Here is a 15,028-nt window from a genome sequence, read left to right as displayed (position 1 = left end):
TTATTTCCAGCCACCACCAAGGGAACGGTACAAATCTACCATTGCGCTTAAACGCTGACGGTCGATGTCTGCCTGCGCCAGTTCTGCCTGCAGGGAACGTCCCTGTGCAGTAATGACTTCCAGGTAGTTGGCCATGCCGCTGCGGAACAACATTTGGGCTTGTTGTACTGCCAGCTGTGATGTATTTACCTGCCGTTGGGCAATTTCCTGTTGTACTTTCACTTTGTCCAGCTTTACCAGGGCATTGCTCACCTCTCCTACTGCATTCAAGGCAGATTGTTTGAATTGGATCACAGCCTGTTCACGCTGTATTTTTGCTACTTCCAACTGTGTTTTTAAGGCACGGCGCTGAAAAATAGGTTGTGTTAAGCCACCCGCTACGGTACCAAACAAAGAGGCAGGCAGATTAAACCAGGTGCTGGCTTTGAAGGCATTCACACCACCACTGCCGGTAATAGTCAACGTAGGGTACATATTACCCTGCGCGGCACCTACCAGCGCATTAGCTGCTACCAATCCCATTTCGTTGGCACGTACATCCGGGCGGCGACTGATCATCGTAGCAGGAATACCTGTTGGCAATGAATCCGCTACCTGGAAATTACTCAGTTGACTACTACGTGTAATCGTTGACGGTAGTTCACCTGTTAAAATACGCAGCGCATTTTCCTGGATAGCAATACCCTGTTCCAGTTGTGGTACCAGCAGTTCTGCGGTCTGTTGCTGTGAAATGGCCTGTTGTACACCCAGCTCGGTTACTTCACCTGCAGCTTTCTGTAAACGGATCATTTTTACAATGGTATCACTGAGTTGCAGGTTTTTACGCGCAATACTTAACTGGTTGTCCAGCATCAGCAGGTTGAAATAGCTGTTGGCTACTGCTGCTACCAGTCCTGTTTGTACGGCATGTTCACCTTCATACGACTGCAGGTAAGTAGCCAGTGCGGCTTCTTTCTGACGGCGTATTTTGCCCCAGATATCGATTTCCCATGACATCCCTACTCCAAGGTTAAAGTCTTCGATATGATCTCCCAGGTTATTCACGGAGAGGTTCAAACCATTGAAGCTATTTTTGGAAGGAAAGTTGGTGCTTGCGGATGCGGTGGCGTTAAAAGCCGGCAACCAGGCAACTTTCGCCTGTTTAAGATAGGCTTGCGCTGATTCCACTTTTTTAACGGCCAGCTGCAGATCATAGTTGCCGGTAATGGCTTTATCTATCAACTGCTGCAAAGTGGCATCTGTAAAAAACTTCTTCCATTCTATTTCTGCTATGCTGCTATCTGAAGGCGCAACGTTTCCGAACTGCTGGGGAAGCGCCACCGGGGGCCGCTCGTAATTGCGGCCAACCCGGCATGCTGCTAACCCTACAACTAAGGAGAACAACAAAAAGTAAAATGAGCTATATCTTGTTTTCATTTGTCTTTTTTCTGATTCTAATAATAGATAATGCTAATATTTTAGTGTACCAGCTTTGCCGCATGTTCTGCTTCTACTTCCACTATCGGCTTACGGCTGATTTTCTCTTGCAGGAACTGGAAAATTACAAACAGCACAGGTATGATGAATACCCCCAGGACCACCCCGGTAAACATGCCACCTACAGTACTCCAGCCGATCGAATGATTTCCTTTGGCAGATGCACCTTGTGTAAAGATTAATGGCATCATACCAACAATAAAGGCAAAGGAAGTCATCAATATGGGACGAAGACGAAGCTGTGCTGCTTCCAAAGCCGCCTCAACAAGCTTATACCCCGCCCTTCGCCGTTGTAGGGCAAATTCCACAATCAGGATCGCATTTTTAGCCAATAATCCGATCAGCATGATCATACCTATTTGTACGTAGATATTGCCCTCTATGCCGCTAAAGCCAATGAAACTATACACACCTAATATACCCGTAGGTACAGTGAGGATTACTGCCAGTGGCAGGACATAGCTTTCATACTGTGCCGCCAGCAGGAAGAATACGAACAATACACTCAATAAAAACACGAACGCAGTTTGGTTCCCCGCTCTTATCTCTTCCCTCGTAATACCCGTAAACTCATAGGCATATCCTTGTGGCAATGCCTTTTTCGATACTTCTCCAATGGCTTTAATTACATCACCGGTACTATAACCTGGTTTGGGGGTAGCATTAATGGTAACAGCAGTATACAGGTTGTTTCGTGTAACTGTTTCCGGGCCATATACACGTGTGAATTTGGCCACTGTACTTACCGGTACCATCGTACCCAGGTTGTTCTTTACATAAATAGCATCCAACGAACTTTTATCCATCCGGTATGAAATGTCGGCCTGCGCCATTACGCGGCTATATTTCCCGAAACGGTTAAAGTCTGAAACGAAACTACTACCATAATATGTTTGCAGCGTACTCAACAAATCACCAACAGATACACCCAATTGTTTCACTTTTATATCATCTATATCAATTGTGTATTGTGGATTCCCCGTATTAAAAGTAGTGAACGCACTTGCCACTTCTGGCCGCTGACTTAATGCACCAACAAAACCCCATGCCGTTCCTGCTAATTTCTCCAGCGATCCGTTTGTTCTGTCCTGTAACATCATTTCTACCCCGCTCACATTACCGAAACCCTGTATTGTTGGAAAACCAACAAAAAAAGTTAAGGCATCATGTACTTGCATTGACTTGCCTAACAAACCACCTGCAATTGCAGTCGGGTCTTTTACAACACCTCTCTCCTTTCGATCTTTTAACCTTACAAATACCGCAGCATTAGGGGAAGCGTTCGCATTTGTTACGAAGTTCATCCCATTTGCAGCCCATACATCACTCACCCCCTCATCTTTCATCACAATTTTACTAATCTGGCTCGTTGCATTCTCCGTTCTGCTAAGTGAACTACCGGGAGGTGTTTGGGTAATACCAACTACGAACCCTTGATCCTCATCTGGAATAAAMCCGGTAGGTGTTGTTTTGATCAGCCAAACTGTTGCAACCACCACAAGCAATAATCCGGTAATGGCCACCCATCTGTTCTTCATCAGGAATTTGATGCTCCGTATATATCTTGCCGTCATTGCATTAAAAGCGGTATTAAACGCATCGAAGAAGCGGGCACCAAAACCTTTTTTCTTTCCACCTTCGCCTATATGCTGGTTCTTTAAGAATAAAGCACACAACGCCGGACTTAGCGTTAATGCATTCACCGCAGAAATAACGATAGCAATGGCCAGTGTAAAGGCGAATTGTTTATAGAATACGCCTGCAGGACCTTGTACAAAGCTCACTGGTACAAACACTGCTGCCATTACCAATGTGATCGAAACAATCGCACCGGATATCTCATTCATCGTTTTAACGGTTGCCTCTCTTGCCGGTAAATGCTCACGTTCCATCGTTGAGTGTACGGCCTCTACAACCACAATGGCATCATCCACCACAATACCAATAGCCAGTACCAATGCGAACAATGTAAGCAGGTTAATACTAAAGCCGAATAATTGTAAGAAGAAGAAGGTACCTATAATCGAAACCGRAACAGCAATGACCGGGATCAATGTAGAGCGCACATCTTGCAGGAAAATGAAAACCACGATGGCCACAAGAATGAACGCAATGATCAGTGTTTCTTTTACCTGGTCGATAGATGCATCCAAAAATTCCTTCGAGTTGTACATGATCTTAAACTTCATACCACCGGGTAACGCCTTATCAAACTCTCCAATCTGTCGTTCCAGTTCGGTAAGAATTTCATTGGCATTGGAGCCCGGTGTCTGCACAATACCAAAACCAGTAGCCGGCTTGCCATCAAGCAAATTCGAGGCAGTATAAGTATAGCCACCAAGTTCAACCCTGGCCAAATCTTTAAGGCGAAGAACAGAACCATCGTTGTTTGCCTTAATCACCATATTTTCATACTCTTCAGGCTTATTTAACTTTCCCTTGTATTTAATAATATACTCGAAAGATTCTTTACTACTTTGTCCCAAACGCCCTGGTGCAGCTTCTACGTTCTGATCTTTGATCGCATTCATCACTTCTGCTGTAGAAAGATTATTAGCAACAAGCCTGTCGGGTTTCAACCAGATACGCATCGAATAATCTTTTGAACCAAATGGCTGTACCTGTGCCACCCCTGRTATACGTTGTAACTGAGGGATGATATTAATTCTTGCATAGTTATTTAAGAACAGTTCGTTATACTTAACGCTATCCTCACTATATAACGCCACAAACATCAGGAAGCTGCTCTGTACTTTCTGTGTAGAAAGCCCGGCTTGTAATACTTCGGGAGGTAGCTGGCTATTAGCTWTAGATACGCGGTTTTGTACGTTTACCGCCGCAATATCAGGATCCGTTCCTTGTTTAAAATAAACTGTCAAGATGTAGCTACCATCGTTGTTGGAATTGGAGGTCATGTATGTCATGTTCTCCACACCATTTACCGATTCTTCTATCGGGGTAGCAACTGTACGGGCTATCACCTCCCCGTTGGCGCCAGGGTAATTGGCTATAACCTGTACAGATGGCGGCGCAATCTCAGGAAATAAAGCCGTAGGCAGGGAGAATAAAGACAACCCTCCCAGTATAACCAATATGATAGAAATAACCGTAGATAACACCGGCCTTTCAATAAATCGTTTTAACATAAATAACAATTATGGGTTGCGGTATGTCCGCACGAACACAAACAGTGCATGTGTGTAACAACACTGCCTGCGTCACAATTTGAATAATGTTTTGTGTAAACGTTCTTAGCACTGGCGTGCTTTCACGCTTAATTATTTTAAAGCAGCGGCTTTGCTTTCAACAAACTATCTGTAGATACCATCTGTGGCTGAATAACAACGCCGTCTTTTAAACCACCCATCATCAGGGTAGATTGAGAAGATAATACAATCTTATCCCCCTCCTTTACGCCATCAGTAACAAAATAATAATTAGACGTTTTGCCAGAAATGGTTAGTGGTTTTGTAACGATTTTATTACTATCGGCCACTGTATAAACGAACACTTTGTCCTGCAATTCAAACGTGGCTTCCTGAGGAATTACCAATGCAGAAGCATGTAAAGTAGGTACTCTGACTTTACCGGTACTACCACTTCTAAGTACTCCCTGTGCATTAGGAAAGCTTGCACGTAAACTAATTGCACCAATAGTTTTGTCAAACTGCCCTTCCACTATTTCAACTTTTCCTTTTTCAGGATAAACACTTCCATCTGCCAGGATTAATTCTACCGCTGGCATTCCTTTTACTTTTTCAGCAACACTATTACCTGGATATTTTTCCTTGAATTTGAGGAAATCGGTTTCACTCAAAGAAAAATAAACACGCATATCCTTTACTTCAGAAATAATAGTCAATGCCCCTGCCATTCCTCTGCTAATAAGGCTTCCCGTTTTAAAGGGAATACTACCTACATAACCATCGCTAGGTGCGCTAATATTTGTGAACCCAAGATTGATACGGGCGGTTTCTACCTGGGCCTGTGCCTGGGCAACACTAGCTTTCGCTGAATTGTAACTTGCTTCGGCCGATTTTAATTGAACATCCGATACCACATTATTACTAAGTAGCGGTTTCAATTTATCAACGTTGATCTGTGCATTCTCTAATGCCGCTGTTGCAGCTTGTAAATTTGCAGTGGCATTGTTGAGTTGCTCTACATATGGTCTTCTGTCAATCGTGAATAGTGTTTGACCTTTTTTAACGTAAGCACCTTCATCTACTGAAATATTCGTTAGATAGCCGTCTACCTGTGGTCTTATTTCCACATCACGGGTTCCTTCTACCGAAGCAGAGAAATCCTGAAACGTTGTAGCAGGTAATGTAACTGCTTTAATTACAGGTAAAGATGCTGGTGGTGGTGCCTCATTTTTTGCCTGCGATGTACTACAGGCAGACAATACCGAAAGAACAAAAAAACTATAAAGTAAGCCTGCCGGCAAATTTGTAAATGTTGATTTCAATGGTTTCATACTACATTTTTTTTAACGACTAAAAATAAGATCCCCCGGTGCGACTCAGGCCAATAAAAAGCAGCCTTGCTTCGCAGCAATCAATATCAATGACAGCAATCGGGTTGTGGTTATACAGGTAGGCAGCCCCGCGACACCCAAGGACATACAATGTTACAGCACATTATACGTTTGAGCACAGCAATATGTTACTACTGTAAAAAAGAAAATGAAGGTTTGCGGTTGGCCGCTAAAAAATTCTCATCGGTTCTCAAATTTAAAATGATGCACGGGCGACATCATTATTTTAAAGACAATGCAAAAATAGATATTTAATGTTAACGGGCGTTTAAATTATTACGGGTTTAATTGTACTTTTCACGGATACTCTTTTGAAATGATGCCGGGGTGAATCCGGAATGCTTCTTAAAAAAGCGATTGAAATAGGCATCATCCTCAAAATTCAACTGCGCTGCAATCTGCTTTATAGAGTGCTCACCCCAATACAGTAGCCGTTTTGCTTCCATAATGCGCTTTTCATCAATGATGAATTTTGCATTTCTTCCCAGCAACGCTTTCACCGTGTCATTTAAATGTCCCGGTGAAACGTACAGCATCTCTGCATAGTCAGATACCTGGGCTTTCTCATGAAAATGCTGATCTACCAGTATCTTAAACTGTCTGGCCATATTATATTGTGAACTCTCTGCATTCATCCAGTTACCGGTTGGTTCAGAGATACGTCCGCAGGCAATCACAAATGCATTCAACAGGTTACGAATAATAGCTTCCTTCCGTAGCTTATTGCTGTTATATTCTTTCCGGATCAGATCTGCATAAGATAGCACCTCTTCCAGCTGCTCACTATTCAACGGCACCATTCCGGAACTGAATACACAACGCCAGCAACTAACGACTCCCTGCATTTCTGGTACCAGGAAGTCGTTAGTGAAGTAAATATTTATTAGTTCGGCGTCCGCACTCATCTCATGCTGATGCACCTGGTTAGGTTCCATCAACATCAGTGCAGGCGCCTCCATATCGTAATTCTTAAAATCAATAGACTGCCGGATGCGACCCTTAATCAATATATCTATACTATATCCATTATGCCGGTGAGGCACATACATATCACCCACACAAACTTCGCTGCCATTCCATTCTCCCATGAAAAAGTTGGCACCATTTGCATAATCACAGTTATAAACCGGTATGTCTGAAATTCGTGTTACAACGCGTTCTAATACTTCCATTGGTTTAATACTTTATCGGTAACCACTATTTATATTGATGAAGTAAAGGTAGCTGATTAAACATCTTCGCTCCAACTATACGGCATATAGATAATTTCTATATCCTCCCCTTAATCTACTTTCTCTGCCGGCTTTTCCTGTACCAGCACCAGATCGCTCAGTTTCACGTTGATAGGAATATTTCCAATCTTCACGATAGCACGCTTATCACGGATCTCCAGCACTTTGCCCACCTGTCGGTTAGTCACAATTTTCACCTGCATACCTACTTCTACCTGTCCTTTTATTTCCAGGAATTTGTCCTGCACCTTTTTATTGAGTTGCTCAGTATGCTGCTTTTCACGGCGGCGGAACAGGAGTATTTCGGCCTGCTTCATCACTTTCTCTTTGTCATCTGCACGTTTCCACTCTATCACAATCTGCTTCAACTTCCGCTCCATATCTTTCAGATACTGCAGGTCATCTTCCTTTATCTGGTTCTGTAATTTTAACAGGGTATATTGCTGCTGCTTGCGTTCTTTATCTGCCAGTATCTCATACTCCTTCTTCAAACGCTCATTTTCCTTCAGTAATTTCTGCAGGTCTTTTTCCTTATTTTCTACTTTCTGCAGATCCTGTTCCGCCTTATTCAGCAATTTATCCAACTGGAAATGACCTTCATCTACCAGGCTCTTGGCGCGGGCAATCAGTGAAGGATGCAGCCCAATACGCTCCGCAATAGAGAATGTATAGGAACTTCCTGGCTTACCAACCATGAGTTTATACATGGGCAGCAACGTTTCCTCATCAAAGCCCATCGCACCGTTAATGATGCCCTTTACCTTATTGGCCATCACTTTCAGGTTAAGATAGTGCGTGGTCACTACGCCATAAGCATGTTTCTTGGCCAGCTCCTCCATAATCACCTCGGCAAAAGCACCACCCAGGTTAGGATCGGATCCACTACCCAGTTCATCTATAAAGAACAGCGTTTTACCATTGGCGTTTTCCATGAAATACTTCATGTTCTTCAGGTGAGAACTATAGGTACTCAGCTCAAACTCCAGCGATTGCGTGTCTCCGATATGGATCATCAGTTGTTTGAAGATGCCCATCTGGGAGGATGGATGCACCGGTACCAGTAATCCTGATTGCAGCATCAGCTGTATCAGTCCGATGGTTTTCAGGGTAACGGTTTTACCGCCGGCATTCGGTCCGCTGATCACGAGGATATGCGCATCCTTATCCAGGTTAATATTGACAGGTATTGTCGGCTTCTTGTTTTTCCGGTTATAGAGCAACAGCAACGGATGGTACGCCTGTATCAGGTTCAGCTGGGCATGCGGCAGTAACATGGGGTAATTGGCATCCATGTCCAGTGCCAGCTTGGCTTTACCCCGGATAAAATCGAAGGTGCCCAATATTTCGTGATAGCTGTTCAGTAACCCGGAGTAACCACTCAGCGCCGATGTCATGGCTTTGAGGATACGGTATACCTCCCGGCCTTCTTCTCTTTCGAGCGATTGTATGTCGTTATTGAGTTCTATGGTTTCTTCCGGCTCCAGGAAGGACGTTTTACGGGTATCTGATTCCCCATGAATAAGTCCTTTTACCATCCGCTTATTTTCCGCGTAGATGGCCACTACCCTACGTCCGTTCAGGAAAGCTTCCTCCTGGTCGGCCAGGTAGTTGAGTTTCTGCAGTTTCTGGAGGATACGGTCAAATACCCGGCGCAGTTCTGTGCGTTTGCGGAACAACGACATCCGGATTTTAGCCAGTTCCTGGGAGGCATTATCCCTTACCTGTCCCAGTTCATCCAGCACCTCATCAATGGTGGCGGTGATCTTTTTTTCGTAATGGGTGTCTTTGATTACCTCAAAAAGTCCACCGTACTGGATACGGCGGTCGTGATCAAAAAAGCGAACAATGCTGTGCATGCTTTCTGCCAGCTTACGCAGTAGCATGGCCTGTTCCCCGGTAAGTACGGCGCCTTCGATAGACAGCAACCGCAGTTCCCTCTTCAGGTTCAGGATGAAATCGTTCGGGAAATTCTCTTGCAACAGGGTAAGTTGCTTGTATTCATGTGCCTGTTGGAGGGCAGATTTAACGTAATCCATATGCGTGTGCAGGCGCAGTTCTGAGGCCATTTCCTTGCCTAGTTCTGTTTTACAATGCTCTTGCAGCAATGCCTGTACTTTGTCGAATTCCAACTGCATTAACGCAGATTCAGGAAAATATTTCAAGTGTTATTTATTTAAAGTAAGAAGGCACAAACAATCGTCCGTTGTTTGTGTCTGCGTAAAAGGTTTACGATCAGGGCGCGTAAATGCGCTGCCATCATGGTGGCGGGGAAAGCGTTATCCGGGAAATCTTAATTCTTGTTCATCGTATTTGTCATTATGCTATCAAACGTATCCGGTTAATGCCGGCTTATTATATCTATTCCTGCTGCTGCTGCTGACGTATGTTTATATGGTATTCCTGAAAGCCCCACGGGTTCCTGGAAACTCCAAAAGAATGTTAAAGTTACTTAACTTGTCGTACTCCTGCATCATATATTACGTAAATTATAATGGCTGCAGGCAATATAAAGATGCTCAGATAGACTGCAATCACTCTACAGTGCTGATTTTGAGTCATATAAAGAAAAGCTGCATCTTTAAAATTTTATTTTATGAGAAAATATTCAATCTTCATTTGTCTGATCGCACTGGCGCTTTTTGCCTGTGCCCAAAACAAAGACAAAGTACCCGGTGATATGGAGGTAAGCAAAAATCAAAAAACGGCCACCGCTACCTTTGGAGGCGGCTGCTTCTGGTGTACAGAGGCTCAGTTTCAGGAACTGGAAGGGGTCATTAAAGTGGAATCCGGCTTTGCCGGCGGAACGGTACCTAATCCCACCTACGAACAGGTATGCACCGGTACTACCGGTCATGCAGAAGTGATCAGGGTTACCTACGACCCCGCTAAAATCAGCTATGAAGAGCTGCTGCAGGCATTCTGGCTCAGTCACGATCCTACCCAGTTGAACAGGCAGGGCAATGATGTAGGTACCCAGTACCGCAGCGTGATCTTCTATAATAGTGATGAGCAGAAAGAAAAAGCGGAGTTATACAAGAAAAAACTGCAGGATTCCGGTGCGTACGACAAACCTATTGTGACGGAAATAGCCGCCATGGGCACTTTCTACGAAGCGGAAGACTACCACCAGAACTATTATAACCAAAACGGTTCTCAGCCTTACTGCACCTTTGTGATCAAACCCAAACTGGAAAAATTCAGAAAGGCATTTGCAGGACACCTGAAAAAAGGACTGTAAACCTAAAGAAATACCTGACTGCCGCGGAGAGCATATGATATGCTTCCGCGGCATTTTTATTACCTTTTATGGTCAAAATACCCCCTATACTGCCATAAAAGCCGCTAAAAGGGCTTAAATGTATTGCTAACGGCTACTGCCTACTCGTAAAAAGCCTATATTACACCCTCTGTTACATTTTGCCAGCAGCCAAAAGATAAAAGCTAAAAAACTTTTATTAACTTATACAATAGTAAAATAAAAAGTTCCACCATTAATGAGCACTGAACTAACCTGTCCCTGGTGTGGGAGTCCTGATGTCATACGTACTATTCCAGAAAAAGACCCATTCCATGTAATGATGGTCTGCCAGCAATGCCAGCGGGTAATTTCCGGTTCCGACACGGACCACAGTTCTGTCCAGAGAAATAAGGCTGCCAAACATAATATCGAGGAAAAAGTGCTGCAGCTTTGTATGAATGCCGGCAAAATAATGGGGATAAAATACTACCTGGGAGAAATGAATAAGCTGCCCGGTAATAAAATAGGTCTCCAGGAAGCCAAAGAGGCCGTAGAGGCCCTGCTGAATGCCCGCGGCCTTAGCAGCGCGGTAAAAAAGCCCAACAGAAACGGCTGCGTCATCGTACTGATTGTGCTGGTACTTATTATTGCCAGTATTGTTTACTTCTTCACCAGCCGCTGAGAAATTTTTCCATTTGCACTGATTATCGTACTTTTGTACTGTAATAAAGACAATTACAGAATGAATAACGGCAGATTTCCCATTTCAATGCATATACTTACACTGCTCGCCAGTGCGAACGGGGAACTGTTGTCGTCTGATTATATTGCCGGCAGCATTAACATCAATCCCGTACTGGTACGCAAGGAAATCAGCAACCTGCGTAACCACGGACTCATAGAAAGTAAAGAGGGAAAAAACGGCGGAGCTACCCTGGCCAAACCAGCGGATAAAATTCAGCTCTCGGAAGTATTCCATGCCGTACAACAGGCATCACTACTGGGAAACAGTAAAAACAACCCCAACCCGGACTGCCTCGTGGGCAAACAAATCAAACAACACCTCGATCAGCTCTATATAGAAATTGAAGGTGCCCTGCTGCACAAATTAGAAAAAATGAGCCTGGCCGACTTCTTAGGCCAGTTCCAATAATTTTATCATCAAAGGCATTGCTGCCAGGAGGAATAGCATGCAACTCAACGATCTCAGGAATATTACCAGCGAATTTAAAAGTACCAGCCAGATGCCCGTCATGTTCATCGGTCACGGTAATCCTATGAATGGCATCAGCGACAACGCTTTTACCCGTAGCCTGGGGAAAATGGGACAGGATTTGCCCCAGAAGCCCAGCGCTATCCTCGTCATTTCCGCCCACTGGCTGACCAAAGGCACACATGTACTGGTAGCCCCGCACCCGGAAACCATCCACGATTTTGGTGGCTTCCCGGAAGCATTGTACGCTGTACAATACCCCGCTCCGGGCGCACCGGAACTGGCCAGGGAAACAAAACAACTGATCACATCCACCAATGTAACGGAAGATGATCAGTGGGGCCTGGACCACGGCTCCTGGACGGTATTGAAACATATGTATCCCATGGCGGATATCCCGGTATATCAGTTAAGTATCGACTATCACCAGCCACCGGAATATCATTTCAAACTGGCCGCGGAACTGAAAGCCCTACGCAACAAAGGCGTATTGATCATGGGCAGCGGCAACATTGTACACAATCTCCGTCAGATCTCATTTTCTGAAAATGCAAAGCCATTTGATTGGGCGGTTTCTTTTGATGCAACCGTAAAACAGAAGCTGGAACAGGGCGCGTTCAACGATCTGGTAAATTACCACAACCTGGGCAGGGAAGCACAATTGTCTATCCCTACCAATGATCATTATCTTCCTATGATCTATACCCTCGGTCTGGTAAATAAAAATGAAGCAATACAATTTACTTACGAAGAAATACAAAACGGCAGTATCAGTATGCGCTGTTTTAAAACAGCGTAAAAAGAATTAGGAATTAGGAATTACGAATTACGAATTACGGATTTGCAGGTAGATAACGTAGGATAATACCCGCGTTCACCATCTACCTGCAAATCCGTAATTCGTAATTCCTAATTCGTAATTCTTTCTTACTCCGCCCGCAAACTCTTTACAGGATTAGCCATGGCAGCTTTTAACGCGTGAAAACTTACCGTTGCCAGCGCAATCACTACAATAGCGCCTCCGGTCAGCACAAATACCCATATACTGATACCTACATGATAGGCAAAATGACTAAGCCAACGATCCATGATCCACCAGGTAATCGGGAAAGCCAGGGCAGCAGCTATTAACAGCAACTGCAGAAAATCTTTCGATAACATACTAACAATGCTGCCGGCAGAAGCGCCTAACGTTTTACGTACCCCTATTTCCTTGGTTCGTTGTACCGCCGTGAATGCCGCCAGCCCAAAGAGTCCCAGACAGGCAATAAATAATGCCAGCATGGCAAACAACATAAAAATAACTTCCTGTTTCTGCTCTCCGGCATATTGCTTCGCAAAATTCTGATCAATAAAACTATAACTGAAATTATGCGCAGGGTCGAAAGCATGAAACACCTTTTCTATATATGCAACGGTAGCAGGAACATTGGTTTTGCTGACCTTTACATACACATTATCCTGGTCCCCCGCCCTGGCAGGCATCTGTAGCACCAGTGGTGCTATTTTATGCTGCAGGGAGTAAATATGAAAGTCCTTCATAACGCCCACCACTACACGCTCTTCACGTGCACCGGAAGCGTCCTTCAATAACTGTACCCGCTTGCCTAGTGGCTGATCCCAGTGCTGCGCCTTCACCAGCGTTTCATTTACCAGTACTGCATGAAGCTGATCAGATTCACCCGTGTCTGAGAAATTACGCCCGCTCTGTAAAGTAATGCCCATTGTTTTCAGATAATCTGCATCTACCATATAATTCTGGGCCATATAGGTAGATGTCTGCATACCATTATTACCTTCGAAAAAGTAACCATGTCCGCCAATATTATTTCCGCCAATCGGGTTGCTTGCCGCCGCCACCTGCTGTACCAGCGGATTACGGAGCAACTGCTCTTTCAACGCCGGCAGCCTGTTACGCATCTGCTGATCAGGAACATGAAAAGACAACACCTGATCTTTATTAAAGCCCAGATTTTTCTGCATCACATATTGCAGCTGATCATACGCCACCATAGTACTGGCGGTTAATACAATCGCAATAACAAACTGGAATGTCACCAGCCCTTTACGGAAACCAGCATGACTGCTGCCTCCCAGCTTACCTTTTAAAGAATTGATGATCCTGAAACCTGACATAAATACCGCCGGATAAATACCCGCCAGCAAACCGGTTAATACAGACAACATCGCCATCACCCCCAGCGTTTTAGCCACGCCAAACTGCCAGAGTACAATATGAGAATTGGTAAAACTATTGAACCATGGCAGTAACAAAGCCACCAGCCCTGTAGCCACCATCGCAGAGAAGAAGGTGAGCAGCATAGATTCTACCAGGAACATCCGTGCAATATCTTCTCTGCCTGAACCCATACTCTTACGCACCCCTACTTCTTTAATACGCCCGCTGGCACGGGCGGTGGCCAGGTTCATATAATTGATGCAGGCAATCAACAACGTAAGCAATCCAATACAAAGAAAAATATAGATGTAAAGAATATTCCCATTGGAAGACATTTCATAATCAAGGTGGGAATACAGGTGAATGTCCTGTACCGGTTGTAACTCCATTTTATAGGTGGCATTACCCATGCGTGCCTTCAGATACCGCTCAAAAAACGTTGGCAGCTTGGCTTCCAGCTTTTTCACATCCGCACCTTGCTGCAATAACAGGTACGTATATACGTTAAAATCCTGCCAGCCATTTTCATTATAGTGAGGAGGTAATAACCGTAATGCACTGAATGAAAAATGTGAATTACCAGGAACATCCTCCATCACCGCAGTGACGGCATAAACAGTACTGTCTTCTGTTAACACCGTTTTCCCAATCGCATCAGATGCACTGCCCAATAGCTTTTCCGCCAGACTACGTGTTAACACCAATGAATTAGGCTGTGATAAAGCACTGATGGCATCGCCGGCCACAAAAGGAAAATCAAACACGTCGAAAAAAGTGCTGTCCACAAAAAGCATATCCCCTACTTCCAGCTTCTTTTCGCCATACTTTAATGCAGCACCTCCTTCCGGATCTACCCTGGTGGTTTGCTCTATTTCCGGATAATCCTTCTTTAATACAGCAGCAAAAGGCGCGGAAGTGGTGGCCAGGTTGAGGTTCCCGCCAGACCAGGTAGCATGGTTAACAGCCCGGTATATGCGATCAGCATGCGGATAAAAATTATCGTAACTGGTTTCCCGATGTACATACAACAGCAACAACCAGCACGCGGCTAAACCAATAGCCAGACCAGCTATATTGATCAGTGAATAATATTTATAACGAAGCAGGTTGCGCCAGGCAATAAGGAGATGATTACGAAACATCCTGATAAATT

General features: G+C 44.4%; 10 protein-coding genes. 4 read left to right on the top strand and 6 right to left on the bottom strand.

Features of this window, described 5'->3' with window-relative positions:
- From AC1DP6_RS05090 to AC1DP6_RS05070, 5 genes are all read right to left on the bottom strand, one after another.
- Positions 1 to 1,416 (bottom strand): efflux transporter outer membrane subunit, encoded by a 1,416-nt coding sequence (locus AC1DP6_RS05090; protein WP_477053856.1) that lies wholly within the window; start codon positions 1,414 to 1,416, stop codon positions 1 to 3.
- A 41-nt stretch (positions 1,417 to 1,457) separates the two neighbouring features.
- Complete coding sequence (locus AC1DP6_RS05085; protein WP_477053855.1) at positions 1,458 to 4,622, bottom strand: efflux RND transporter permease subunit; 3,165 nt, start codon at positions 4,620 to 4,622, stop codon at positions 1,458 to 1,460.
- 137 nt (positions 4,623 to 4,759) lie between these two features.
- Positions 4,760 to 5,953: an efflux RND transporter periplasmic adaptor subunit gene (locus AC1DP6_RS05080; RefSeq protein WP_477053854.1), complete on the bottom strand. Its 1,194-nt coding sequence runs from the start codon at positions 5,951 to 5,953 to the stop codon at positions 4,760 to 4,762.
- Between the two features lie 344 nt (positions 5,954 to 6,297).
- Complete coding sequence (locus AC1DP6_RS05075; protein ID WP_477053853.1) at positions 6,298 to 7,185, bottom strand: helix-turn-helix domain-containing protein; 888 nt, start codon at positions 7,183 to 7,185, stop codon at positions 6,298 to 6,300.
- Positions 7,186 to 7,295: 110 nt separating this feature from the next.
- A complete protein-coding gene (locus tag AC1DP6_RS05070; RefSeq protein ID WP_477053852.1) occupies positions 7,296 to 9,407 on the bottom strand; it encodes an endonuclease MutS2 in 2,112 nt (703 codons plus the stop codon).
- Positions 9,408 to 9,838: 431 nt separating this feature from the next.
- Here AC1DP6_RS05070 and msrA point away from each other — a divergent pair, with 431 nt between their 5' ends.
- The 4 genes from msrA (at position 9,839) to ygiD (ending at position 12,495) form a co-directional block, all read left to right on the top strand.
- Positions 9,839 to 10,483, top strand: coding sequence for a peptide-methionine (S)-S-oxide reductase MsrA (msrA, locus tag AC1DP6_RS05065; RefSeq protein ID WP_477026271.1), 645 nt, complete (start codon positions 9,839 to 9,841; stop codon positions 10,481 to 10,483).
- A gap of 256 nt (positions 10,484 to 10,739) precedes the next feature.
- Positions 10,740 to 11,165, top strand: a complete 426-nt coding sequence (locus tag AC1DP6_RS05060) for a hypothetical protein (RefSeq protein ID WP_477053851.1) — start codon at positions 10,740 to 10,742, stop codon at positions 11,163 to 11,165.
- A gap of 60 nt (positions 11,166 to 11,225) precedes the next feature.
- Complete coding sequence (locus AC1DP6_RS05055) at positions 11,226 to 11,636, top strand: RrF2 family transcriptional regulator (RefSeq protein ID WP_477053850.1); 411 nt, start codon at positions 11,226 to 11,228, stop codon at positions 11,634 to 11,636.
- A gap of 37 nt (positions 11,637 to 11,673) precedes the next feature.
- On the top strand, positions 11,674 to 12,495 hold the full coding sequence (ygiD, locus tag AC1DP6_RS05050; protein WP_477053849.1) for a 4,5-DOPA-extradiol-dioxygenase: 822 nt from the start codon (positions 11,674 to 11,676) through the stop codon (positions 12,493 to 12,495).
- A 128-nt stretch (positions 12,496 to 12,623) separates the two neighbouring features.
- Here ygiD and AC1DP6_RS05045 read toward each other — a convergent pair whose 3' ends face one another.
- Positions 12,624 to 15,017 (bottom strand): ABC transporter permease, encoded by a 2,394-nt coding sequence (locus AC1DP6_RS05045; RefSeq protein WP_477053848.1) that lies wholly within the window; start codon positions 15,015 to 15,017, stop codon positions 12,624 to 12,626.
- Positions 15,018 to 15,028 lie beyond the last annotated feature (11 nt).

It is taken from the genome of Chitinophaga sp. 01L420, assembly GCF_056399985.1.
This window is presented reverse-complemented; position numbering and strand designations above follow the sequence as displayed.